Consider the following 23,781-nt stretch of genomic DNA (forward strand, 5'->3'; position numbering starts at 1 on the left):
GCCGGCGGGCGCCCCTAGATGGCCAGCGGCACCGACAGGCCAGCCTCGAAGTCCACCAGGATATCGATGGCCTCCTCGACGTCGATCGTCAGCGGCTCACTCTGCGGGAAGCGGTAACGCCAGTAGCTCGAGATGTGGGAGATCACCCCCACCCGCTCGCCCAGCGACAGGAACATTTCCGGCGCCCGCAGCAGGAAGTCGCGGAAGGCGGTGGGCCGGCCATTCTCGATCAGGTCCTCGAACGCGTCGTCATAGACCTTCAGCGTGCGCATGATCGCCGAACGCTCGATCAGCACCGCGCCCTGCAGGCGGCGGCGGGAATCGTCGAGGAACTTGGCGGTCTCGGCGTCCCGGTTGCCGGTGACGATCAGGCGGCCGATCTCCTGGCCCACCGTGGTCAGCTGCGGCCACAGCTTGGTCAGCATCCACTTGTAGTAGAGAAAGCCCTTCCAGCTGAAGACGCCTTCCTTGAAGCTCTCGCCCTCCATGACGAGGGTGTCGCGCAGCGGCTCGAGGCGCTCGTCGACGTCGGTCGACAGCAGGGCCTCGACCAGGCGCGCGGCGTGGGCGCGACCGACGCCGGCGCCGCCGGATCCGCGATAGGCCAGCTCGATCAGCCGCGAGATTTCCATGGTCACGAAACCCTGCATGTTCTCGTAGTCGGCCATCGACAGGGCGAAATAGCAGTTGGCGACCAGCACGCCGTGGCGGCGCAGATGCTCGCGCAACAGGAACGGATCCAGCGACGGCAGCATGTCGATCAGGCGCAGGGTGGCCAGATCGCGGCTCATGTCGCCCGAGGCGTTGCAGGCCTCGACCACCAGGTCGGCCCAGCCGCGCTGACCCACGAACACCGACTGGCCGCCCAGGCCCAGGTCCTTGCGGTCGAACGGGATGATGATCTTGGTCGCCGTCGGCCGGGCTTCGTCGAACAGGTAGATGTCGTCGTTGCGCAGGCGGTGCTTCAGCACCATGGCGGTGTTCAGGGTCCGGTTCCGGAACAGCGGCGCCTGGGCGTATTCGGGCCGATGCGCGCTCTCGGCTTCGACGGCCAGCAGGTTCAGGACGCGGCTGGTCGAGGCCGTGCGCTCCAGGGCGCGCAGGCTGCGCATCATCCGATCGGACTTGTGGATCGGCTTCAGCTGGCGGCGACGCGCGAGTGCGGACACGGAAACCCCTTGTGTAGACAATCCGTCATAAGCCCGGGGTGGCTAACAAACGCTAACCAAACGTCGTTCGATCAACCGCACGCAACCGGAAGTGGGGACGAGGTTCCAGACCTCGCCCCACGTTCCACGCCCCCAATGTCGCGTCTAGAGGTCAGGTCGTGGCGGCGATACGAGCCGCGAAGTCACGATAGGCGTGCAGCGGGCGACCCAGGATGCGGGTCAGACGCTCGACGTCGCCAGTCTCGGGAATCATGCCGTCGCTGACAAAGCGTTCGGCCATCAGGCGCATCTCATAGGCCATCCACTTGGGCATGAAGGCCGACGCGGTCTGCTCGAACCCGCTGGGGTCATCGCCGCCATACACGACCGGGCGGCCCAGAACATCGGACCAGATCGCCGCCACGTCCGTCCCCGTCAGCGTGTCGGGGCCGACCAGGTTGAGGGTCTCGACCGGCAGCTTCTCCGGCGCCTGGTCGTGGCGGATGAGCTCGATCGCGGCGACCTCGGCGATGTCGCGCGCGTCGATCATGGCGACGCCCTTGCCGCCGACCGGCATCGGATAGACACCGTGGTTCAGGACCACGTCCTTGATCGTCAGGTCGTTGTCGATGAAGTAGGCCGGCCGCAGGATCGTGGCGGAAAAGCCCATCTGCTCGATCATCCGCTCCGCGCCGAACTTCACGGCGAAATGCGGCACGTTCACGAAGCGATCGGCGTGCAGCACCGACAGGTAGACGACCCGTTCGACGCCGCGCTCCCGGGCGATGTTCAGGGTGATCAGCGCCTGGGTGAATTCGTCGCCCGCGACGGCGTTGAGCAGGAACACCGTACGCACGCCCTTGAAGGCCGCGCGCAGGGAGTCGATGTCGAGCAGGTCCCCCTTGGCGATCTCGACCCCGTTCGGGACGTCGGCCTTGGCCGGATCGCGAACCAGGACGCGGACCTTGGCGCCGCGCTGGATCAGTTGCTGGACGACGTGGCGACCGACGCGGCCGGTGGCGCCGGTGACGAGGATGGTCATGGGAAAATCTCCAGGGTTGAAGTCGTTTGACGCCCACAGAAATGATCGATCCACAGGCGGACCAATAGTCGCTATATCTGAACATCCCGTCTCACTGGTGGAACAGATGGACCTGCTGGCCCTCGCCGATTTCAACCTGGTCGCTCGCCATGGCGGCTTCGGCCGCGCCGCCCGCGAGACCGGTCGGCCCAAGGCCACGCTGTCGCGGCGCGTGTCCGACCTGGAAGCCGGCCTCGACCTGCGCCTGTTCGAACGCGGCGGGCGCACGCTGAAGCTCACCGAGGAGGGGCGGGCCCTGTTCGCCCGCACGGGCGCCCTGCTCGCCGAACTGGACGAGGCCGCCGCCGCGATCGCCTCGGGCGGCGGGACGCCGCGCGGCCGCCTTCGGATCAGCGCGCCGCTGCTGTTTTCCCAGACCGCCATGGGCCGGCTGGCAGCCGAATTCGCAGGCGCCTTCCCCGATGTGCGGCTGGAGGTGACGACCGACGATCGTCCGGTCGACATGGTCGAGGAGGGCTATGACCTGGTCATCCGGGTGAACCCAAACCCCGACGCGGGGCTCATCGGCCGCATCATCCTGCGCGATCGGCTGGTGGTCGTGGCCCATCCCGACCTCGCTCGTCCCCAGAACGCCGCGCCGGTTCGCGCCGTCGTGCGCGGCGGCGGGGACGACGCCGAGACCTGGGACACGGCGACCTCGCAAGGCCCGCTCCGGATCGCGGTCGAGCCCGTCCTGCGGCTGTCGTCGCTGATCATGGTCCGCGACGCGGTCCGGGCGGGCGTGGGGATCGCGCGCCTGCCCATTTCCCTGGTCGGTCACGACCTTGACACCGGCCGGCTCACGACTTGGGGTGACGTCGCCGGACCGGAGATCGCGCTCTGGGCGCTGTACCCGTCCCGGCGGCTGCTCAGCGCCCGCGTCGCCGCCTTCCTGGAGCACCTGAAGACGGCCTTCCCCACCGGCGCGCCGGAAGAATTGGCCCGCTATGTCGGGGAATAGAGGCTAGAGCATTTTCCGATCCACCTGGATCGGTGAAATGCTCTAGCTCTTTGTTTTGACGCATTTTCTGACGACGAACCGGTATCCACTTCGTCGGAAAATGCTCTAGCTCGCGGCTTTCAGCGCTTCGTGCGCCGATGCCGCGCCGCGCAGCCTGGCCACCATCATCAGCAGGCCGGCGGGCTGGATGGGCTTGGGATGGGCGTCGTCGAAGCCTTGGGCCAGCAGGCGCTCGGCGTCGCCGACCATGGCGTCGGCGGTCAGAGCCACGACCGGCACGTCGACACGGCCGCCCTCGCCCCCCCGGATGCGGCGCACGGCCTCGACACCATCCATCAATGGCATGTGAACATCCATCAGCACGACGTCGAAGTCCTCGACCCGCAGGCGGGCCAGGGCCGTGTGGCCGTCGGCGGCGGTCGCCACCAGGGCCCCGGCGGCTTCCAGGATGGCGCGGGCCACGGTCCGGTTGACGGCGTTGTCGTCTACGACCAGCACACGCGCGCCGGTCAGGTCGGCGGCGGCGTCATTCGAGGCGTCCCCCGGCGCCGCGGCGGCGGGCAGCGGCAGGCGGGCGGTGAAGGTCGACCCCTCGCCCAGCGTGCTCTCCACGTCGATCTCGCCCCCCATCTGCTCGGCCAGACGTCGACAGATCGCCAGGCCCAGGCCGGTGCCGGCGAACCGGCGGGCGGTCGTGCGGTCGCCCTGGACGAACGGGGTGAAGAGCTTGGCGACCTGCTCGGCGTCCATGCCCACGCCGGTGTCGGACACGGACACGGCGATCCCGTCGCCCGCGCCATTCGGCGCGACGCGGATGACGACCCGGCCGGCGTCGGTGAACTTCAGGGCGTTGGAAATCAGATTGCGCAGGATCTGGCGTACGCGGATGTCGTCACCCGCCAACCAGGCCGGCGTCGCCGGATTGATCTCGACGGCCAGCTCGACGCCCTTCAACAGCGCGGTCTCGCGCCAGACCAGACGGATCTGGGAAACCGACTTGCGGATGTCGAAAGGCGCGACGACGAGGGTCAGCTTGCCGGCCTCGACCTTCGACAGATCGAGGATGTCGTTGAGAATGGTCATCAGGCCGTGGCTCGACTGCTCGATCGCGTCAAGATACTCCGCCTGGCGAGCGTCGAGGTCGGTGCCGCGCAAGGCGTGGGCCAGACCCAGCACCCCGTTCATCGGCGTGCGCAGCTCGTGACTCATCATGGCCAGGAAGGCCGACTTGGCGCGACTAGCGTCCAGCGCCTGGGCCTCGGCCCGTTCCCGAGCCTTGGCCGAGCTTCGCATGACGCGCACGGCGTCGAAGGCGTAGCCCAGCAGACCCGCGACGGTCGCCAGGGCCACGACCTTGTCCCAGACCGTGAATCGTGGGGCCAGCAACGGCGCCAGGATCAGGGCGAGGATCGGGGCCGGCAGAAAGGTCAGCATGGCGGACCAGCTGACCGTGGCGTACTTCAGGCCTTCGACGATGATCCCGAACAGAATGATCAGGGCCGCGAAGCGCATCGACATCGGTCCGTGGAGCGCGCTCCAGCAGGCCATGATCGACCAGACCGCGGTGAAGGCGGCTGGCGGTCCCACCCGCCTCAGCAAGGCGGTCCGACCGCGCTCACGCGGCTTGAACGTCCGCTGGATGTAGATCAGCCAGCTTTCCAGGAGAAGATGCGCCCCACCCCATAGAAGGACGGGGGTCAGGCCAAAATTGAACGCGAGCAGGCCGCCGACCAAGGCGACGACGGACAGGCGCGCGACCCGGCTGCGCTGGCTCATGACGAGCGTCGCGCCTTCCTGTCCGTCCTCAAGAAACTCGCGCAGCCCCACAGCCACCCTTTCGCGGTGATTCTCCGGGGGACTTTCGACGAACAAGGTTCACAAGCATTTACTGAGCGACGGGGCGCTACACCATTTCGGGCGCCGCGTTCCGGGTATGGAGCGGCGCCCTTGGGGTCGGCCCGGGAGAGCGATCAACCCAGGAAGGGGTCTCGCATCAGGATGGTGTCGTCGCGCTCGGGGCTAGTCGACAGCAGGGCCACGGGCGCGCCGATCAGTTCCTCGACGCGGCGCACATACTTGATGGCGTTGGCGTTGAGGTCCTTGAACGAGCGGGCGCCGGCGGTGCTTTCCGTCCAGCCGGCGATCTCCTCGTACACCGGCGTGGCGGCGGCCTGATCGCGCAGGCCGGCGGGCAGGTAGTCGAGAACCTTGTCGCCGATCCTGTAGCCGACGCAGATCTTCAGGGTCTCCAGGCCGTCCAGCACGTCCAGCTTGGTCAGGGCCACGCCGTGGATGCCGTTGATGGCCACCGACTGGCGCACCAGAACCGAGTCGAACCAGCCGCAGCGGCGGGCGCGGCCGGTGTTGACCCCGACCTCGCGGCCGACGGTCGACAGGTGCTTGCCAACGTCGTCGAACAGCTCGGCCGGGAACGGCCCTTCGCCCACGCGGGTGGTGTAGGCCTTGACGATGCCCAGCACGAAACCGGTCGCCGACGGACCCATGCCCGAGCCGGCCGAGGCCTGGCCGGCGGCGGTGTTGGACGAGGTGACGAACGGATAGGTGCCGTGGTCGACGTCCAGCAGCGAGCCTTGCGCGCCCTCGAACAGGATGCGGCGGCCGGCCTTGTGGGCCTGGTCCAGCACCCGCCACGCCGGCTGGGCGTAGGGCAGGATGCGCGGGGCCAGTTCCATCAGGGCGTCGAACAGCTCCTGGGCGGAGGCTTCGGGCAGGTTCAGCCCGCGACGCAGGGCGCCGTGGTGGCTGAGCAGACGCTCGATCTTCGGCTTCAGGGCTTCCGGATCGGCCAGGTCGGCGACACGGATGGCGCGGCGGCCGACCTTGTCCTCATAGGCGGGGCCGATGCCGCGGCCGGTGGTGCCGATCTTCTGGGTCGAGGCGGCCTCGCGGGCCTGGTCCAGGTCCCGGTGCAGCGGCAGGATCAGGCAAGCGTTGTCGGCCAGGATCAGCAGCTCGGGCGTGATGTTGACGCCCTGGTCGGCGATCTTGTCGATCTCGCCCAGCAGGTGCCAGGGATCGACGACGACGCCATTGCCGATCACCGACAGCTTGCCCTGCACGACGCCCGACGGCAGCAGGGCCAGCTTGTAGACCTTGCCGTCCACCACCAGCGTGTGGCCGGCGTTGTGGCCGCCCTGGAAGCGCACGACGACATCGGCCCGGTTGCTGAGCCAGTCGACGATCTTGCCCTTGCCTTCATCGCCCCACTGGGCGCCGACGACGGTCACATTGGCCATGATAGAGATATGCCTTGTCACCTGCCCGGTGACGTCACGCGGCCCTTCGACAGGACTCGGCCGCTGACGTTTATTCAATTCTGGGCGGCGCTAGCGGCGCCATCGCGCGAACCGTCAAATCGGCTCGGCGCGACGTCAGAAGGCGTAAACCAGCCGGACCCCCGCGTCGTCAAGCCCCTGGTTCTTGCCCTGGTGGAAGATCTGGCCGTTCGACAGGTGGGTGTAGGAAAGCTCCACCGACACCTTGTCGCTGACCTGGTAGCCCAGGGCCAGCTCCGGCTCGAACAGCACGTGCGAGCCGAAATCGATGCGGTGGTAGTAAAGATAGGTCCGGCGATCGCGCTCGGCCTGGGTCAGGCCTGGCGCGTTGGCGGGCGGCAGGCCAGCCTTGCCGTCGGTATAGGCCAGGCCGATCCCGGGCCGGAAATAGAAGCCCCCGGGTTGGCCCAGCTCGATCTTCCAGTCGAAGCCGGCGGCCACGAAGTTCGAGGTGTTCTTGGTGTTGATCGACACCATGGCGTGGACCTGAGGCTTGCCCAGCCAATGCAGGTTTTCCAGCTTGTCGGTGCGGTAGCCCAGATGGATGTCGGCGCCATCCTCGCGCCCGGCCGCGCCCAGGCCGACGACGTTGCCGATGAAGGTCACGTCGTGCTTGTAGACCCCGACGAAAGCCTCTTCGGCCATGGCGGGGGCGGCGCACCCCAGCGCGACAGCAGCCGCGGCGGCGAACATGGCGGTCTTCATCGAGTCGTCCTGAACAGTCAGCCCATCCCTATATGGATTGAACGGCGAAGGTCGCAAACTGTTTCAGCCCCCTCCTTGAACGGTTTTGCCCCCATGCGGCGGCGGTGCTTCAAAAGCGCCGCCGCAACCCCTAAACCTGGGGGCATGACCATCTCCCTCGCCGACATCCAAGCCGCCGCCCGACGCCTGAAGGGCCTGGCCGTCGAAACGCCGCTGATCGAGAGCCCCGCGCTGAACGCGCGCCTGGGCGGGCGGATCTTCCTGAAGCCCGAGACCCTGCAGCGGGCCGGGGCCTTCAAGTTCCGGGGCGCCTATAACCGACTCAGCCAGCTGAACGACGCCGAGAAGGCGCGGGGCGTCGTGGCCTTCTCGTCCGGCAACCACGCCCAGGGCGTCGCCCTGGCGGCCCAGCTGCTGGAGATCCCGGCCCTGATCGTCATGCCGTCGGACTCGCCGGCCGTGAAGATCGAGGGGACCCGGGGCTTCGGGGCCGAGATCCGCTTCTACGACCGCTTCACCGAGGACCGGGTCGCCATCGCCGACCAGATCGCCGCCGAACGCGGCTGCACGGTCGTGCCGTCCTACGACGATCCGCACATCATCGCCGGCCAGGGCACGCTGGGGCTCGAGATCGTCGAGCAGGCCGCCGCGCTGGGCGCCCGGCTCGATACGTTGGTCTGCTGCGTGGGCGGCGGCGGCCTGATCGCCGGAACCTCGACGGCGGTGAAGGCCCTCTCCCCCGCCACCGAGGTCTGGGGCGTCGAACCCGCCGGCTTCGACGAGACCCGCCGCTCGCTGGAAAGCGGCCGGCGCGAGACGATCGACAAGGACGCCCGCTCGATCTGCGACGCCCTGCTGACCCCGATCCCCGGCGAGCTGACCTGGCCGATCAACCAGCGAAACCTCTCCGGCATCGTCGCGGTCACCGACGCCGAGGTCGCCGAGGCGATGCGATATGCGTTCTCGACCCTGAAGCTGGTGGTCGAGCCGGGCGGCTGCGTGGCGCTGACGGCGGCCCTGACCGGCAAGGTGGACCTGAAGGGTCGGACAGCCGCGATCGTGCTGTCCGGCGGAAACGTCGATCCGGGGTTGTTCGCGAGCATCCTGCGGGGTGAGATTTAGCTCACAAAATCCTTGTCATCCCGGAAGCCTCGTAGAGGCTGTCCGGGACCCAGGGGGTGAAGGAGCGCTGTGCGCACCGCCCCTGGGTCCCGGCTCTCCGCTTCGCTCCGGCCGGGATGACAAGCCATGAAGTATGGGGGAAATGACATGAACCTGCCGGCCGCGACCGCCCTCCCCCAGACGCCCCTTCTCGTCGTCGACCGCGCGGCCCTGACCCGCAACCTCTCCCGCATGCAGGCCCTGTGCGACGCCGCCGGCGTGCGCCTGCGCGCCCACGGCAAGACCCACAAGTGCTCGACGCTCGGCCGACTGATCGTTGACGGCGGCGCCGTCGGCCTGTGCTGCCAGACGGTCGGCGAGGCCGAGGCCTATGTGGCCGGCGGGATCACCGACGTCCTCGTCACCGCCCCGGTCCCGCCCTGGGGCCCGGCGCGCCTGGCCGCCCTCGCCAAGACCGGCGCGACCGTCGGCGCGGTCGCCGATGACGAAGGCCAGATCGACCGGCTGTCCGACGCGGCCGTCGCGGCCGGCGTGACCCTCGACCTCGTCGTCGACCTCGACCTCGGCACCCACCGCGCCGGCGCCTATCCGAAGGACGCCCTGCATCTCGCCCGCGCCGCCGACGCCGCGCCCGGCCTGCGGTTCGCGGGCGTCCAGGCCTATCTCGGCCACCTGCAGCATATGGACGACCTGGCGCTGCGCCGCACCGCCGACGAAGCCGCCTTCGCCACGCTGAAGGCCCTGGTCGCCGAGCTGACCGCCGCCGGCCTGCCGCCGCCGGTGGTGACAGGCGGCGGCACCGGCACCCACGCCTTCGACCTAGCCTCGGGGGTCTATACCGAGTTGCAGGCCGGCTCCTACGCGGTGATGGACGTCGAGTACGACGCCTGCGGCGGACCGGACGGCCCGTGGGCGTTCGAACCGGCCTTGTTCATCGCCTCCACCGTCGTCTCGGCCAACCACAAGAGCCACGTCACCGTCGACGCCGGCTTCAAGGCCGTGTCGATGGACGGCCCGCCGGCCCGCGTGGTCGCCGGCGCGGCGCCGGGCTCGCTGTGGCGGCCGATGGGCGACGAGCACGGCATGATCGCCCATCCGGCCCTGATCGACGTGCTGAAGGCCGGCGGTCGCGATCCGCTGGGCTTCGACCGCGCCGTGGCCAGCGCCGACGCCGATCCCGACCGGGTCGCGCCGTTCGACGCGCCCAAGGTCGGCGCCCTCGTCTGGCTGCAGCCCGGCCACTGCGATCCGACCATCAATCTCTATGACGCCCTGCACGTCTGGGACGGCGAAAAGCTGGAACGCTGGCCGGTGGACGGCCGCCGGGTCTCCCTCTAGGGTCCGCGCCCAACGACAAGATTTGCTCCCGGAGGGGCTTGAGATGAAACGCCTGCTGCTCGCCACCGCCCTGATCGCCGCGCCCATGCTGGCGCACGCGGCCGACGCGCCGAAGATCGACCCCGCCAGGCTGTCGGCCCACATCAAGGTGCTGTCGTCGGACGAATTCGAGGGGCGCGGCCCCGCCACCGCCGGTGAGAAGAAGGCCGTCGGCTACATCGTCGACCAGATGAAGGCCATCGGCCTCTCCCCCGCCGGCGACCTCCAAAAAGACGGCAAGCGCGCCTGGACCCAGAACGTGCCGCTGGGCATGTTCGAGATCACCGGCCCGGTCGCGGCCAGCGTCTCGGTCGGCGGCGCCAAGCAGGCTCTGACCCAAGGCGAGCAAGTGGCCATCCGCGCGGCCATGACCAATGTCGACAGCGTCTCGATCAAGGACGCCCCGCTGGTCTTCGTCGGCTATGGCGTCAAGGCGCCGGAGCGCAATTGGGACGACTTCAAGGGGATGGACCTGAAGGGCAAGATCCTGGTCGTGCTGATCAACGATCCGGACTTCGAGACCGGTTCCGGTGACTTCGGCGGCAAGGCCATGACCTACTACGGCCGCTGGACCTACAAGTACGAAGAGGCCGCTCGCCAGGGCGCGGCCGGCATCCTCATCGTCCACGAGACGGCTCCCGCCTCGTACGGCTGGAACACGGTCAAGAACTCCAACACCAACACGATGTTCGACATCGTCCGCAAGGAGCCGGGCAAGTCGCACCCGTCGATGGAGGCCTGGATCCAGCGCGACACGGCCGTCGACCTGTTCAAGAAGTCCGGCCTCGACTTCGACGCCCTGAAGAAGCTGGCCCAGACCCGCGACTTCAAGCCGGTCGAACTGAAGGACGCGACCTTCTCGGCCGACTACAAGGTCAAGCACGAGGTGATCGTCTCCAAGAACGTCGCCGGCCGCATCGTCGGGACCAAGTTCCCGAACGAGACCGTCATCTACAGCGGCCACTGGGACCACCTGGGCGTCGGCGCTCCGGATGCGCGCGGCGACAAGATCTATAACGGCGCCATCGACAACGCCGACGGCATCGCCGCCCTGCTGGAGCTGGCCCGCGCCTTCAAGAGCCAGCCCGCCCCGCAACGCTCCATCCTGTTCCTGGCCGTGACCGCCGAGGAGAAGGGCCTGCTGGGCTCGGAATACTATAGCGCCAACCCGCTGTTCCCGCTGGCGACCACGGTCGGCGACATCAATATCGACGCCCTGTCGGCCGCTGGTCCGGCCAAGGACATCGGCACCTCCGGCGACGGCAAGGTCGACTTGCAGGACATGCTGGTCGCCAAGGCCAAGCTGCACGGCCGCTACTTCACGCCGGATCCCGTCCCGCAGGCTGGCCACTTCTACCGCTCGGACCACTTCCCCTTCGCCAAGCGCGGCGTGCCGGCCATCTCGATCGGCTCGGGCAACGACCTCTATAAGGGCGGCAAGGAAGCCGGCGAGAAGGCCGAGGCCGACTATACCGACAAGCGCTACCACCAGCCGGCGGACGAATGGTCGGCCGACTGGGACCTGTCGGGCCAGGCCATGGACCTGGGCCTGGTCTACGAAATGGGCCACGACTTGGCCAACAGCCGCGTCTGGCCGCAATGGCAGGCGGGCTCGGAGTTCAAGGCCCTGCGCGACAAGACCGCCGCGCAGCGGAAGTAACACCAGCGCTACGAGATCCTCGTCCTTCGACAAGCTCAGGATGAGGATCTCGACCGCACCGCGCCTAGTACCCCAAGAGCTTTCCAGTAGCCCTCATCCTGAGCTTGTCGAAGGAGGAGGGCGGACACACGATCATGACCGCCTCCGTCTTCGACCTCTTCAAACTCGGCGTCGGCCCGTCGAGCAGCCACACCATGGGGCCGATGACGGCCGCCGTACGGTTCGTCCAGCGCCTCCGCGAGGCGGGCAGGCTGCCGGACGTGGTGCGCGTCGAGACCAAGCTCTACGCCTCCCTGGCCCTGACCGGCCGAGGCCACGCCACCGACCGCGCGGTGATCCTGGGTCTGATGGGGTTCGTCCCCGCCACGCTCGATCCCGACGCCGGCGAGGCGGCTTTGCTGGAGACAAAGGCGACGCAATCGCTGAACCTGGCCGGCGACCACGCCATCGCCTTCGACGAGGCCAGGGACATCGTCTGGCTGGGCCACGAACGCTTGCCCCAGCATCCGAACGGCTTGACCTTCACCGCCTTCGACAAGGCCGGCGAAGTCCTGACCCAGCGCACCTATTTCTCGATCGGCGGCGGCTTCGTCCGCGACGAGCGGGAGATGGGCAGCAACGCGCCGCCCGAGGAAGGCCCCGCCGTCCCCTTCCCGTTCGAGAGCGGCGCCGACCTGCTGGACCGCGCCGCCGACGCGAGCCTGACCATCGCCCAGGTCATGGCCGCCAACGAGCTGGCCCGCATGGACGAGGGCGCGATGAACGCCGGCCTCGACCGCATCTTTGGGGCCATGGAAGCCTGTATTGATCGCGGGATGCGCCAGGACGGCGTCCTGCCGGGCGGCCTGGCCGTCAAGCGCCGCGCCCACCAGATCCACCAGACCATCCTCGGACGGATGGAGCGCCAGATGAGCGATCCCCTGGCGGCCATGGACTTCGTCAATCTGTGGGCCATGGCGGTCAACGAGGAGAACGCCGCTGGCGGCCGCGTCGTCACCGCGCCGACCAATGGCGCGGCGGGCCTGATCCCGGCCGTGCTGCGGTTCTTCGTCCGCTTCCACAAGGGCAGTCCCGAGCAGATCCGGGTGTTCCTGCTGACCGCCGCCGCGATCGGCGCGCTCTACAAGCGCAACGCCTCGATCAGCGGGGCCGAGGTCGGCTGCCAGGGCGAGGTGGGCGTTGCCTGCTCCATGGCCGCCGCCGGTCTCGCGGCGGCCCTGGGCGGGACCAACGCCCAGATCGAGAACGCCGCCGAGATCGGCATGGAGCACAATCTGGGCCTCACCTGCGACCCGATCGGCGGCCTGGTGCAGATCCCCTGCATCGAACGCAACGCCATGGGCGCCATCAAGGCCATCGACGCCGCCCGCCTGGCTTTGCTCGGCGACGGCCAGCACTCGGTGTCGCTCGACAAGGTCATCGCCACGATGAAGCGCACTGGCGAGGACATGAACGAGATCTACAAGGAAACCTCGATGGGCGGCCTCGCGGTGGGCTTGTCGGTGAACCGGGTGGAGTGCTGACGGCAGGAGTCAGCGGACTGTGCGCCCGCCCTTGCCCATCCGCGTTGCGATGCTAGGGTGCGCGCTGGGAACAGGAAGGGAACAAACATGGCCAAGGGCGTGATCCGGACGGGTATCGGCGGCTGGACGTTCGAGCCTTGGCGCGGGACCTTCTATGGCGATGACGTCAAGCAGAAGGACGAGCTGAAATACGCGGCGTCCAAGCTGACCAGCATCGAGATCAACGGCACCTACTATTCGACCTTCAAGCCCAACAGCTGGCAGAAGTGGCGCGACGAGACGCCCGACGACTTCGTGTTCGCGGTGAAAGCCAGCCGCTACTGCACCAACCGCAAGGTGCTGTCGGAGAACAACGATTCCCTCGAGAAGTTCCTGTCCCAGGGCCTGGAGGAACTGGGTCCGAAGCTGGGCCCCATCAACTGGCAGTTCATGGCGACCAAGAAGTTCGACGCAGCGGATTTCGAGGGCTTCCTTAAATTGCTGCCAAAAGAACAGAAGGGCGTCCAGCTGCGTCACGCGCTGGAGGTGCGCAGCCCGACCTTCGCCTGCCAGGAATTCTATGACCTGGCCGCCAGGTACGGCGCGGCCATCGTCTACGCCGCCGACGACGAGGAGCCGACCTGGCCCTGCATCGACCAGCCGACCGCCGACTTCACCTATGCGCGGCTGATGTCCAGCAAGCCGGACGAGCCGACAGGGATGACGTCGGAGGAGTTGGACGGGGTGGTGAAACAGGCGCGGAAATGGGCCGAACGCGGGGATGTGTTCGCCTACTTCATCGCCGGTGCGAAGGTGCGCAATCCGGCGGCGGCGATGGCGCTGATCGAGAAGCTGGGGGCGTGAAGGCTCCCTCTCCCTAAAGGAGAGGGTTCTCCTCAAGACTTCTTCGGAAACCACGGCACGAAGCCGCTGGTCCGCGCCACGTAGTCCTCATAGCCCGGCTTGCTCTTGCGCATCTTGCCCTCGGTGGTCGGGACGCCGCTCCAGCGGGTCAGCAGCGCGGTGATCAGGATCGGCCCCGGCAGGCTCCAGGCGCCCAGGCCGGTTTCGGCGGCGATCAGGTACAGCCCCCACCACACGCAGGCGTCGCCGAAATAGTTGGGATGCCGGGTGTAGCGCCACAGGCCCCGGTCCATGACCTTGCCGGCGTTGGCCGGATCGCCCTTGAACCGGGTCAACTGCCAATCGCCGATGGTCTCGAAGGCGATCCCGGTCACCGCCAGGACCGCGCCGACCAGGGCCAACGGCCCAAGCGGCCCGGCCTGCTGGCCCAGCTGCACCGGCAGCGCCACCGCGAACCCCAGCGCGAACTGGGTGGCGAAGACGAAGATCAGCGCGGTCTTGGCGAAGCTCCAGCCACGATGCTTTTCGGCATGGTCGATCATCGAGACATAGCGGCGGTCAGCGCCGTGCTTGCGCCAGCGCCAGAACAGGTAACCGCCCAGCCGCGCCGCCCACAGCGTGCACAGCCCCGTCAGCAGCAGGCCATGCGGCGTCGCCGGGGTCTGCGCCAAGGTGCTCCAGGCCAGCAGCGCCATGCCCGGTCCCCACCAGGCGTCGATGAAGCTGACGTCCTTGATCCGCAGGCTGACGAGCCAGAGCGCTAGGAAGGCGACCGCGGAGACGGCGGCGTTGACGGCGAGCAGGGTGAGGAGCGGCATGTCGGGACCTTGAACCTAGGTCACCAAGATACGCACCAGACCGCCGGACGGACGGGTCTTGCTACAGCCACAGCCCCTGGGCCGTCACCGCATCGCCCCAGAAGCCCGGTTTCGGCGGCGTTATCCGGCCGCGCTCGACCCGCAGGCCGCCGGGATGGTCGCTCGCCAGCCACCACGGCCCATCCAGGTCGGCGAAGTCGCTGGCCCCGCCAAGATGCAGCGCCGGCGCGACACCCAGGGACGAGGCGACCATGCAGCCGGTCATCACCTGGAAGCCCAGGGCCTTGGCGGCCTTCAAAATCGCCAAGGCCTCGGTCAGGCCCCCGGTCTTGTCGAGCTTGAGATTCACCGCCTGGTACCGGCCCTTCAGCGCGGCCAGGTCTCCGCCGACATGGACGGACTCGTCGGCGCACACGGTGAACGGCGGGTCCCAGCCTTCCAGCGCATGGTCGGCGTCGGCCGGGAGCGGCTGTTCGACCAAGGCGATCGGCAGCTCGGCCAGCAGGAGCTTCAGCCCGTCGAGAATCTCGAAGGTCCAGCCCTCGTTGGGGTCGACGATGAAGCGGGAATTGGGCGCGGCGGCCGCGACGGCGCGCAGGCGGGCGGCGGGGTCCTCGGCCGAGAGCTTGATCTTGATCAGCGGCGCATCGGCCACGGCGCGGGCGGCCGCGCCCATGGCCTCGGGCGTGTCGAGGCTGACGGTCACGGCGGTGACCAGGGCGGGCGGGACCGGCAGACCGGTGGCGGCCACGACGCTGACCCCGGTGCGCCTGGCCCGCAGGTCCCACAGCGCCAGGTCCAGCGCGTTGCGCGCCGCGCCCGGCGGCAGGGCGGCCCGGGCGGTCTCGACGTCGCTCGCGGCAAGGGCCGGCGCCAGTTGGGCCAGCACGCTGTCGACCGTCTCGCCGTAGCGGCCGTAGGGCACGCTCTCGCCGCGCCCGACATGGCCGTCGGCCGAGGCGATGACCTCGACCACGTCGGCGGCGGTCTTGACCCCGCGCGAGATGCGGAACGGGGCCTTCAGCAGGTGCGAAACCGGGCGGGCGGAGACGGCGATCGACATGCCCGAAGGGATGCCGCGTTTCGCGGTGTCCTACCAGCCCCAGCGACGGGGGATCGGCGAGTCCGCGCGGCGCTCGGCCATCACCTTCAGGGCCAACGGGCGGTCGACGACGAACACGGCCAGCCAGACCAGCAGCACGCCGGCATAGTTGATGGCGCCCAGCACCCCGCCGGGGCGGCCCGGACGCATGAAGCGGGGACGGCGGGCGAACGGCTGGGTCATGGCGAAGTCGGTCATGTCTTTTCCCCGGTCTGATGAGGGGCCTCATCTGATGCGGACGACCTTGGCCTGGCCTTGCGCCAGAATCGGACGTATGCAGCCAGGCCTCGGTTGACCGCGTTTCGCCGAAGGACTTCGAGAGGACCGACCATGGCCAAGACCGTCAGCATCAACATTCCCCACCAGCTGGGCGCGGCCGAGGCCAAGCGGCGGCTGGAACAGGGCCTGGCGCAGCTGGCCGGCCAGATCCCCGGCGGCGACGCCAAGGGCTTCACCCAAAGCTGGGCCGGCGATGTACTGAACTTCTCGGCCGTGGCCATGGGCTCGACCATCACCGGCGTTGTCCAGGTGCTGGAGGATCACGCCCGCCTCGACATCAGCCTGCCGGGCCTGCTGGGCATGGCCGCCGGCAAGATCAAGGACGAGCTGACCCGGCGCGGCCAGACGCTGCTGAAGTAGGCTAGACCATCGCCACTTCGACGGCGTCCAGCCGACCCGGATCGCCGGCGACGAAGATCTCGACGATCCGGCCGTCTTCGACACGGAAGTCGAGCAAGCGGGTCAGCCGGCCCAGCGGCGCCACCACCGCGCCGATGGCGCCGTCGATCAGGGCCGTGCGGGCGGTCTGGGCCAGGCCGTTGTAGAACTTGGCCACCTTCTCCGCGCCGCGCAGTTCGCGGACCTGACCGCCGCCGCCCAGGACGTCGGAGCGGACCACCACGTCCGGGTCCAGCACGGCCATCAGCCCCGCCAGGTCGCCGGTGCGCGAGGCGGTGAGGAAGGCGTCGACCACGCTTTTCCGCGCGGTCTGGGTCACGTCCAGCATCTCGCCGCCCCGAACCCGCCGCCGTGCGCGACTGGCCAGCTGGCGGGCGGCGTCGGGCGTGCGCTCGACGATCGGGGCGATCTGGTCGAACGGCATGTCGAACAGGTCGTGCAGCACGAAGGCGATGCGCTCGGCCGGGGCCAGGGTCCGCAGCACTACCAGCATGGCCAGACCGACGGAGTCGGCCAGGATCGTCTCGCGCTCGATCGCCTCCTCGGCGGTCACCGCCGGCTCGTGCGCGCCGTCCTGGAAGGCGTCCTCACGGCGGGATTTCCGCGACCGCAGCATGTCCAGGCACACGCGCGAGGTCACCGTGGTCAGCCAGGCCGACAGGTTGTCGACGCCGTCGGCGCCCGACCGCGATAATCGCAACCAGGCCTCCTGCACGGCGTCCTCGGCCTCGGGCAGTGAGCCCAGCATCCGATAGGCCACCGCGCGCAGACGCGCCCTATCGGCCTCGAAACGGTCCGCCAGGAAATCCTGCTCAGAATTCTCTTGGGGCATCGGTCACATCGCTCCGTCGGGCTTCGTCACCTCCTTGACGAACGCAAGCCGCCGGATGTGACCGGCGGCGTCGCCAAACCGCAAGGATAGACCGATGCAAGCCAGGATGACCCAACCCGCCTACCTGCTGCCCGACGCCATGAAGGCGATGATGGTGCTGTCCAAGTCCGCCCATGTCGAGGGCGTGCCCGATGCCCTGCATGAACTGCTGCACCTGCGGGTCAGCCAGATCAATGGCTGCGGCGTCTGCCTGGAGATGCACGCCCGCGGCGCCCTTAAGTCCGGCCAGAGCCCCGAACGGGTGGCCACCGTCGCCGGCTGGCGCGATACGCCCTATTTCACCGAGGCCGAACGCGCCGCCCTGGCCCTGGCCGAAGCCGTGACCCGCGTCGCCGACCAGGCCGACCCGGTGTCGGACGAGGTCTGGAACGAGGCCGCCCGTCACTATGACGAGAAGGCGCTGGCCGGCCTGCTGATCAGCATCTCGGCGATCAATGTCTGGAACCGCCTGAACGCCGCCACGCGCCAGGTTGCCGGGACGCTGGGGGTTTAACCCCCAGCCCCTCAGAGCCGCCGCGAGTCGAAGTCGTGGCGGCCCAGGCTCTCGAAGCGGCCTTCCTCCGCCTTGTTGATATATTGCGAGGCGACCAGCCAGCTCTTCACCGGGCGCAGGGTGGCCAGGCAGCCGATGATCAAGGCCGGGAACACCGTCACCAGGTGCACCCAGAGCGGCGGATGATAGGTCACCTCCACCCAGGCGAAGACGCCGATCACCACGATGCCGATGCCGCTCATGACGAAGAAGGCGGGGCCGTCGGCCGGGTCGGCGAAGCTATAGTCGAGGCCGCAGCGGTCGCACTTCGGCGCCAGCTTCAGGAAGCCGCCGAACAGCTTGCCCTCGCCGCAGCGCGGGCAGCAGCACTTGAAGCCGGCCTCGATCGGGGTCGGGGAGTCGTAGAGTTCATCGTTGGCCATCGGAGGCCCCTTCCTACAATCGCAGGATTGATCCATACATTGTGTAGGTAATGTATGGAAATCGTCCCATGTCCGCAACTAAGGGATCACCGAATCCCGCCGCCGCGTGGTTGCGTCGCATCGAGGCCCTGGAAGGCCCCGCCTATCGCCGCCTCGCCACCGCCCTGGAGCAGGCCGTGGCCGAGGGCGAGCTGCAGGCCGGCGACCAGATCCCCGCACAGCGCGAGGTCGCCCGTCTTGTCGGAATCGACTTTACGACCGTGACCCGCGCCTACGCCCTGGCCCGCGAGCGGGGCCTGATCGAGGGGACCGCCGGGCGCGGCACCTTCATCCGCGCGCGGACCCACGAGCACGAGGCCGGGCTGGTCGACCTGTCGATGAACCTGCCGCCGCCGCCCGCGGGCCTGAACCTGGCGGCCCTGCTGCGCGAGACGACCGGCGCGATCCTGGCCCGCACCGACCCGGCGACCCTGATGGCCTATCACCCCGGCGCCGGCTCCCTGGCCCAGCGCACGGCCGGCGCGGCCTGGCTGGTCGCCAACCTCGGCGAGGTCGATCCCGCGCGCGTGATCGTCGCCAGCGGCGCCCAGACGGCGCTGTCGTCGCTGCTGGATCACCTGACGCGGCCGGGCGAGGCGATCCTGGCCGAGGCCTTCGCCTACCCGGGACTGCTAGCCACCGCCGCCCGGCGCGGCCTGAGCGTCGTGGCCTGCCCGATGGACGCCGAGGGGCTGGAGTCGGAGGCCCTGGCGCGGCTGATCGCCCAGCATCGTCCGCGCCTCCTGTGCTGCACACCCACCTTCCAGAACCCGACGGCGGCGACGATGAGCCTGGCGCGACGGGAGGCGGTCGTGGCCATCGCCCGCGCCGCCGGCGTGACGATCATCGAGGACGACGCCTACGGCCTGTTGCCCGCCGCGCCTCACCCCGCCCTGGCCGCCCTGTGGCCCGAAGGCGTGTTCCATGTCGCCACCACCGCCAAGACCCTGTCGCCCGGCCTGCGCCTGGCCTATGTCGTCGCGCCGCCGGGAGAGGCTGAGAGCGCGGCCCAGGCCTTGCACGCCATCGCCCAGATGCCCGCGCCGCTGATGGCGGCCGTGGTCACCAGCTGGATCCGCGACGGCGTCGCGACCCGTATCCTGGAGGGCGTGCGCGAGGAAGCGATCGCCCGCCGCGCCCTGGCGGCCGAGCTGCTGCCGGCGGCGGTGGGCGGGACCGAAAGCCTGCACGTCTGGCTTCCCGGCGCGACGGCGACACCAGCCGCCAGGGACCGAGGCCTGGCTTTGGTCGGGGCGGAGGCCTTCCGCGCGCCGGGCGCGGTCGGCGAAGGTCTGCGGGTGTCGTTGGGGGCGGCGACCAAGCGCGCGACCTTGAGCCAGGCCCTGACGGCGCTGCGGTCGCTGGTCCTTTAGCGCCCTACTCCGTCACCCCGCCCCGCCGGAACGCGTCCGCCAACTGGTCGATCAGCGACCGCACCGCCGGCGGCAGGCCGCGCCGGGTGGTGAAGACCACGTGGACGATGCCGGCTCGGCTGCTCCAGTCCGGGAACACGCGCACCAGCCGTCCGACCTCCAGCAGGTCGCGGCAGGCGTGGTCGGGCAGGAAGGCCACGCCCAGGCCGGCGGCGGCCGCGTCGCGCAGGGCCCCGAAGTCGCCGCAGGTCATGCGCGGCGTATGCTTGACCGTCCGCGCCTCGCCCGCGGTATCGAGCAGCTCCCATTCCAGCTCGCCGATCTGGTCGGTCGGGCTGAGGGTCGGCAGGTCCGCCAAGGCCGCCAGCGGCTGGCCGGCGCACCGCATGGCCAGCTTCGGGTCGGCCACAAGGATCCGGGTCGAGCGTCCCAGGGTCCGCAAGGTCAGGGCCGCGTCGGTGTCCAGCGCCAGGCGCACGCGGATGGCCACGTCGATCCGCTCGCTGATCAGGTCCACCGGCCGGTCGACGGCCACGACCTGCAGGCTCACCTTCGGATAGCGGGCCATATAGGCCTGGAAGGTCGGCGACAGCGCCTCGACCAGCCCGACCGGACAGCTGCAGCGCACCAGGCCATGCGGTTCGCTCAGCGCTTCGGCCACCACGGCGTCGGCCTGCTGGGCGTCGAGCATCAAGAGGCGGCAACGCTCGTGAAAGGCCTGGCCGACCTCCGTCACCCGGAAGCGGCGGGTGGAGCGCTCGATCAACCGCACGCCCAGCCGGGCCTCCAGGGCGGCGACCCGGCGGCTCAAGGTCGACTTCGGCTGGCGCAGCGCCCGCCCCGCCGCCGCGAAGCCGCCATGCGCCACCACCTCGGCGAACAGGACGTAGTCATTGAGGTCGACGGCCATGGATTGTCTCACTGATGGAACGCTGAGAGCCGATTTACCCCTCTACTCCGATCTTCGTTGCGGATGCATCTACTTTGTCACCGACGGACGAGCCGCCGGGCCAATCCAAGGAGACAGACGATGAGCAAGACTTTCGACGGCAAGGTGGTGGTGGTGACCGGCGGCGCCAGCGGGATCGGCCTGGCCACGGCCAAGCGCTTTTCGCAGCTGGGCGCCTCGGTCTACGTGACCGGTCGCCGCGAAGCCGAGCTGGCCGCCGCCGTGAAGGCGATCGGCGGCGACGTGACCGGCGTGCGGGGCGACGCCTCCAAGCTGGCCGATCTGGACACGCTGTACGACACTATCCAGCAGCGCCACGCCCATATCGACGTGCTGGTCCCCAACGCCGGCGGCGGCGAGATGCTGCCCCTGGGCGCGATCACCGAGGCGCACTACGAGGACATTTTCGGCCGCAATGTGAAGGGCGTGATCTTCACCGTGCAGAAGGCCCTGCCCCTGCTGCGCGACGGCGGCGCCATCGTGCTGATCGGCTCGACCGCGGGCGTCCAGGGCACGCCGGCCTTCAGCGTCTACAGCGCCAGCAAGGCGGCGGTGCGCAACCTGGCGCGCGGCTGGACCACCGACCTGAAGGCGCGCCAGATCCGCGTCAATGTCGTCTCGCCCGGGCCGATCAAGACGCCGGGCCTAGTCGAACTGGCGGGCGACGACGCCGCCGCCCAGCAGGGCCTGCTCGACGCCATGGCCAGCCAGATCCCCCTGGGCCGCGTCGGCGACCCGGCCGAGATCGCCAAGGCCGTGACCTTCCTGGCGTCCAGCGACGCCTCGTTCATCGCCGGCGCCGAGCTGTTCGTCGACGGCGGCATGACTCAAGTCTGAGGAGAGGCGAGATGACCATCGAACAACTGCTGATCCGCAACCTGCACGAGGTGTTCGGCGAGGGCGATCAGGCCCGACGCCGCGCCGCGATCGACGAACTCTACGCCGAGGACGCGGTGTTCTACGGCCCCAATGGCGAAGGCCATCATGGGCGCGAAGCGATCGACCGGATCGCCGGGATCATCCGGGCCGGCCATCCGACCTTCGCCTATACCGAGACCTCGCCGGCCCAGGCCAGCCACGACGCTGGCCGCCTGTCGTGGGTCTCGGGGCCGGCCGGCGAGCCGCCGCGCTATGCCGGCCACGACTTCATCCTGGTCCGTGACGGCCAGATCGCGGCGATCTACGTCTTCCTGGATGGCGAGGACAAATAGCCGACAGAGGGCGGCGTCGAGCCTCAGAACTCGGCGTCGTCCTCGGCGTCTTCGCCTTCGCCCTCGCCGCCCATGGCGTTCTCAAGGCTGTCGATGATGTCGTCCATCTGGTCGGGGGTGATCGAGACGTAGAGCGACTCGCCGCCGATGGCCGAGACCAGCAGACGGTAGCCGTCGTCCGTCTCCTGCAGACTGAACGACTGGAGCGGCAGGAGCTGGGCCATGGGGGATCCTTCCCGAAAGAGCGAGGCGCTCACTTAGAGGCCCCGGCCCTCGACTTCAACGCCCCGCTATTTGAGCGCGCCTCGGCGCAGCATGGCCACATGGGTGGCGATCAGCGCCTCGCGCTCGACCCATGGGAACTCCGGCCGGGCGATCAGCAGCGACACCAGGCCGTGCAGTCCGGCCCACAGCGACTGGGCCGCGGCCATCACGTCGTCGCCGGCCATCAGCCCGCCGGCGTGCAGCTCGCCGATCATCTCGACGAACACCTGGAAGACTTCCTTGCCGGCGGCCATCGGCTTGCCGCCGGTCTTCTCGAGAAACGAGCCATCGACGCTCTTTTCAAGCATGAAGGCCACCCGGTACGCATCGGGATGGTCGAGGCCGAAGTCGATATAGACCCGCAGGCAACGATCGAAATTCTCGGTGGTCGGGGTGTAGCCCACGCGGGCGTCGGCCATCCGCTGGCCCAGGATCGCGAAGGCCCGCACGCACAGCTCGGCGGCGATGTCGTCCTTGGTGGTGAAATAGGCGTAGAGGGCCGGCTGCGAGATGCCGGCGATCTCGGCGATCTGGCGGGTCGAGACCGCGTGGACGCCCTTCTGAGCGAACAGGCTCTGGGCGGCGTCGAGGATCTCCTCGCGGCGCTCGGCGCCCTGGCCCTTGGGTTTACGCGGCGAACGCGTCTGCGGAGACTTCATCTCAAGTCGTTGACCACTGCTATCCAAGCTTGACAAGCAAACGCTATCAATCACTGATAACTTATCATTGATCGATTTGGAACAGCTTATGTGGCGGACCCCGCTCCCTCCCCTGGCGGCGCTGCTGATGACGACGGCGCTCGCGGCCTGTGGCGGCAAGCCCGCGACCGAGGCGGCGACGCCGCCGACGCCGGTCGAGGCCGCCCGCGTCGCCGCGCCCGGCGCGGCCGGCGCGGTGACCGGCGCCGGGACGCTGGAGCGCCGCCGCGAGATGGCGTTGTCGTTCCGCATCCCCGGCGTGCTGACCGCCATGAAGGTCGAGGCCGGTGACCGCGTCTCGGCCGGCCAGTTGGTCGCCGCCATCGATCCGGCCGGGGTCGACGCTCGCCAGCAGCAGACCTCCGCCGACCTCGAGCGCGCCCGTCGAGACGTCGAACGTGACAAGACCCTGTTCGAGAAGGGCTATGTCAGCCGCCAGCGCATCGACGATCGGACGAGCGCCCTGAAGGCCGCCCAGGCCGCCTATGACGCCGCCCGTTTCGACCGCCGCTGGGCCAGCCTGGTCTCGCCGGCCTCGGGGGTCGTGCTGGAGCGCCGCGCCCAGGCGGGCGAGGTGGTGGCCGCCGGCCAGGTGGTGGCGCGGATCGCCGACCTCTCCAGCCCTCTCGTCTTGCGGCTGCCGCTCTCGGCGCGGGAAGCCGCGCGGGTCCGAGTCGGCGATGTAGCGCAGGTTCGGGTCGAGGACTTCGGAGACCAAGTACTCAACGGCCGCGTCACGCGCGTCGGCGAGGCCGCCGACACCCGCACCGGCGCGATCAGCGTCGAGATCGAGCTCTCCGCCCCGCCCGCCGCCCTGCGCAGCGGCCAGGTCGCCCACGCCAGCCTGTCGGTTCGCACCGCGCCGGGCGCCACGACGGCCTATGCCCGCATCCCCGCCGAGGCGGTGCTGGAGGCCACCGGCCAGCGGGCCTTCGTCTATCGGTTCGACCAGGGCAAGGCCCGGCGCATGGCCGTCGGCTTCGGCGGCTTCGACGGCGACGACGCCCTGGTCTCGGGCCTGCCCGACGGCGCCCAGGTGATCACGGCGGGGGCCGGCTTCGTGGCCGACGGCGAGGCCGTGCGGGTCATCGATCCGAAACGTCTCGACGCTTCCAAGGGACAGTAG

24 protein-coding genes and 1 pseudogene are annotated in these 23,781 nt (G+C 69.2%); 12 read left to right on the forward strand and 13 right to left on the reverse strand.

Features of this window, described 5'->3' with window-relative positions:
* Positions 1-14: 14 nt before the first annotated feature.
* A complete protein-coding gene (locus ACW175_RS19785; protein WP_492105011.1) occupies positions 15-1,115 on the reverse strand; it encodes a hypothetical protein in 1,101 nt (366 codons plus the stop codon).
* Between the two features lie 205 nt (positions 1,116-1,320).
* On the reverse strand, positions 1,321-2,190 hold the full coding sequence (locus ACW175_RS19790; RefSeq protein ID WP_492101678.1) for an SDR family oxidoreductase: 870 nt from the start codon (positions 2,188-2,190) through the stop codon (positions 1,321-1,323).
* Positions 2,191-2,296: 106 nt separating this feature from the next.
* Here ACW175_RS19790 and ACW175_RS19795 point away from each other — a divergent pair, with 106 nt between their 5' ends.
* On the forward strand, positions 2,297-3,190 hold the full coding sequence (locus tag ACW175_RS19795) for a LysR family transcriptional regulator (protein WP_492101679.1): 894 nt from the start codon (positions 2,297-2,299) through the stop codon (positions 3,188-3,190).
* A gap of 105 nt (positions 3,191-3,295) precedes the next feature.
* Here the strand turns inward: ACW175_RS19795 and ACW175_RS19800 are convergent, their stop codons facing one another.
* The 3 genes from ACW175_RS19800 to ACW175_RS19810 form a co-directional block, all read right to left on the reverse strand.
* Positions 3,296-4,966, reverse strand: coding sequence for an ATP-binding protein (locus tag ACW175_RS19800; RefSeq protein WP_492101680.1), 1,671 nt, complete (start codon positions 4,964-4,966; stop codon positions 3,296-3,298).
* A 194-nt stretch (positions 4,967-5,160) separates the two neighbouring features.
* Complete coding sequence (locus ACW175_RS19805; protein WP_492101681.1) at positions 5,161-6,447, reverse strand: adenylosuccinate synthase; 1,287 nt, start codon at positions 6,445-6,447, stop codon at positions 5,161-5,163.
* A gap of 135 nt (positions 6,448-6,582) precedes the next feature.
* Complete coding sequence (locus ACW175_RS19810) at positions 6,583-7,191, reverse strand: acyloxyacyl hydrolase (RefSeq protein WP_492101682.1); 609 nt, start codon at positions 7,189-7,191, stop codon at positions 6,583-6,585.
* 144 nt (positions 7,192-7,335) lie between these two features.
* Here ACW175_RS19810 and ACW175_RS19815 point away from each other — a divergent pair, with 144 nt between their 5' ends.
* The 5 genes and pseudogenes from ACW175_RS19815 (at position 7,336) to ACW175_RS19835 (ending at position 13,716) form a co-directional block, all read left to right on the forward strand.
* Positions 7,336-8,313 carry a threonine ammonia-lyase gene (locus tag ACW175_RS19815; protein ID WP_492101683.1) on the forward strand — a complete coding sequence of 326 codons (978 nt, stop codon included), beginning with the start codon at positions 7,336-7,338 and terminating at the stop codon, positions 8,311-8,313.
* Between the two features lie 126 nt (positions 8,314-8,439).
* Entirely contained in the window at positions 8,440-9,651 is a 1,212-nt protein-coding gene (locus ACW175_RS19820) for a DSD1 family PLP-dependent enzyme (RefSeq protein WP_492101684.1), read from the forward strand.
* 43 nt (positions 9,652-9,694) lie between these two features.
* Positions 9,695-11,350, forward strand: coding sequence for a M28 family metallopeptidase (locus ACW175_RS19825; RefSeq protein ID WP_492101685.1), 1,656 nt, complete (start codon positions 9,695-9,697; stop codon positions 11,348-11,350).
* Between the two features lie 134 nt (positions 11,351-11,484).
* Entirely contained in the window at positions 11,485-12,873 is a 1,389-nt protein-coding gene (locus ACW175_RS19830) for an L-serine ammonia-lyase (RefSeq protein WP_492101686.1), read from the forward strand.
* A gap of 49 nt (positions 12,874-12,922) precedes the next feature.
* Positions 12,923-13,716, forward strand: a pseudogene (locus ACW175_RS19835) (DUF72 domain-containing protein).
* Positions 13,717-13,748: 32 nt separating this feature from the next.
* Here the strand turns inward: ACW175_RS19835 and ACW175_RS19840 are convergent.
* The 3 genes from ACW175_RS19840 to didA all read right to left on the reverse strand — a co-directional run bounded on the left by ACW175_RS19840 (position 13,749) and on the right by didA (position 15,834).
* Positions 13,749-14,534, reverse strand: coding sequence for a DUF1295 domain-containing protein (locus ACW175_RS19840; RefSeq protein WP_492101687.1), 786 nt, complete (start codon positions 14,532-14,534; stop codon positions 13,749-13,751).
* Positions 14,535-14,595: 61 nt separating this feature from the next.
* Positions 14,596-15,597, reverse strand: coding sequence for a dipeptide epimerase (locus ACW175_RS19845; RefSeq protein ID WP_492101688.1), 1,002 nt, complete (start codon positions 15,595-15,597; stop codon positions 14,596-14,598).
* Between the two features lie 30 nt (positions 15,598-15,627).
* Positions 15,628-15,834, reverse strand: a complete 207-nt coding sequence (didA, locus tag ACW175_RS19850) for a DNA damage-induced SOS-independent cell division inhibitor A (RefSeq protein ID WP_492101689.1) — start codon at positions 15,832-15,834, stop codon at positions 15,628-15,630.
* A gap of 132 nt (positions 15,835-15,966) precedes the next feature.
* Between didA and ACW175_RS19855 the strand changes: the two genes are divergently transcribed.
* The gene (locus ACW175_RS19855; protein WP_099575880.1) at positions 15,967-16,275 is read left to right on the forward strand and encodes a polyhydroxyalkanoic acid system family protein; all 309 of its coding nucleotides are present in this window, start codon (positions 15,967-15,969) and stop codon (positions 16,273-16,275) included.
* A gap of 1 nt (position 16,276) precedes the next feature.
* Here ACW175_RS19855 and ACW175_RS19860 read toward each other — a convergent pair whose 3' ends face one another.
* The gene (locus ACW175_RS19860; RefSeq protein WP_492101690.1) at positions 16,277-17,146 is read right to left on the reverse strand and encodes a sigma-70 family RNA polymerase sigma factor; all 870 of its coding nucleotides are present in this window, start codon (positions 17,144-17,146) and stop codon (positions 16,277-16,279) included.
* Positions 17,147-17,240: 94 nt separating this feature from the next.
* Between ACW175_RS19860 and ACW175_RS19865 the strand changes: the two genes are divergently transcribed.
* Positions 17,241-17,699, forward strand: a complete 459-nt coding sequence (locus ACW175_RS19865) for a carboxymuconolactone decarboxylase family protein (RefSeq protein WP_492101691.1) — start codon at positions 17,241-17,243, stop codon at positions 17,697-17,699.
* Positions 17,700-17,710: 11 nt separating this feature from the next.
* On the opposite strand, the gene ACW175_RS19870 is transcribed toward ACW175_RS19865, so the two are convergent.
* Positions 17,711-18,121, reverse strand: a complete 411-nt coding sequence (locus ACW175_RS19870; RefSeq protein WP_492101692.1) for a DUF983 domain-containing protein — start codon at positions 18,119-18,121, stop codon at positions 17,711-17,713.
* A 50-nt stretch (positions 18,122-18,171) separates the two neighbouring features.
* Between ACW175_RS19870 and ACW175_RS19875 the strand changes: the two genes are divergently transcribed.
* On the forward strand, positions 18,172-19,533 hold the full coding sequence (locus ACW175_RS19875) for an aminotransferase-like domain-containing protein (RefSeq protein WP_492101693.1): 1,362 nt from the start codon (positions 18,172-18,174) through the stop codon (positions 19,531-19,533).
* 4 nt (positions 19,534-19,537) lie between these two features.
* Here the strand turns inward: ACW175_RS19875 and ACW175_RS19880 are convergent, their stop codons facing one another.
* Entirely contained in the window at positions 19,538-20,443 is a 906-nt protein-coding gene (locus tag ACW175_RS19880; RefSeq protein ID WP_492101694.1) for a LysR substrate-binding domain-containing protein, read from the reverse strand.
* A gap of 120 nt (positions 20,444-20,563) precedes the next feature.
* On the opposite strand from ACW175_RS19880, the gene ACW175_RS19885 reads away from it, so the two are divergent.
* Together ACW175_RS19885 and ACW175_RS19890 are read left to right on the forward strand one after the other, a co-directional pair.
* On the forward strand, positions 20,564-21,319 hold the full coding sequence (locus ACW175_RS19885) for an SDR family NAD(P)-dependent oxidoreductase (protein WP_492101695.1): 756 nt from the start codon (positions 20,564-20,566) through the stop codon (positions 21,317-21,319).
* An 11-nt stretch (positions 21,320-21,330) separates the two neighbouring features.
* A complete protein-coding gene (locus ACW175_RS19890) occupies positions 21,331-21,693 on the forward strand; it encodes a nuclear transport factor 2 family protein (protein WP_492101696.1) in 363 nt (120 codons plus the stop codon).
* A gap of 23 nt (positions 21,694-21,716) precedes the next feature.
* Here ACW175_RS19890 and ACW175_RS19895 read toward each other — a convergent pair whose 3' ends face one another.
* Both ACW175_RS19895 and ACW175_RS19900 read right to left on the reverse strand, forming a co-directional pair.
* Positions 21,717-21,917, reverse strand: coding sequence for a hypothetical protein (locus ACW175_RS19895; protein WP_395445736.1), 201 nt, complete (start codon positions 21,915-21,917; stop codon positions 21,717-21,719).
* Between the two features lie 66 nt (positions 21,918-21,983).
* Entirely contained in the window at positions 21,984-22,616 is a 633-nt protein-coding gene (locus ACW175_RS19900) for a TetR/AcrR family transcriptional regulator (RefSeq protein ID WP_492101697.1), read from the reverse strand.
* 76 nt (positions 22,617-22,692) lie between these two features.
* On the opposite strand from ACW175_RS19900, the gene ACW175_RS19905 reads away from it, so the two are divergent.
* Positions 22,693-23,781, forward strand: a complete 1,089-nt coding sequence (locus ACW175_RS19905) for an efflux RND transporter periplasmic adaptor subunit (RefSeq protein WP_492105012.1) — start codon at positions 22,693-22,695, stop codon at positions 23,779-23,781.

The sequence above is a fragment of the Caulobacter sp. FV1ye6ST genome (assembly GCF_058681225.1).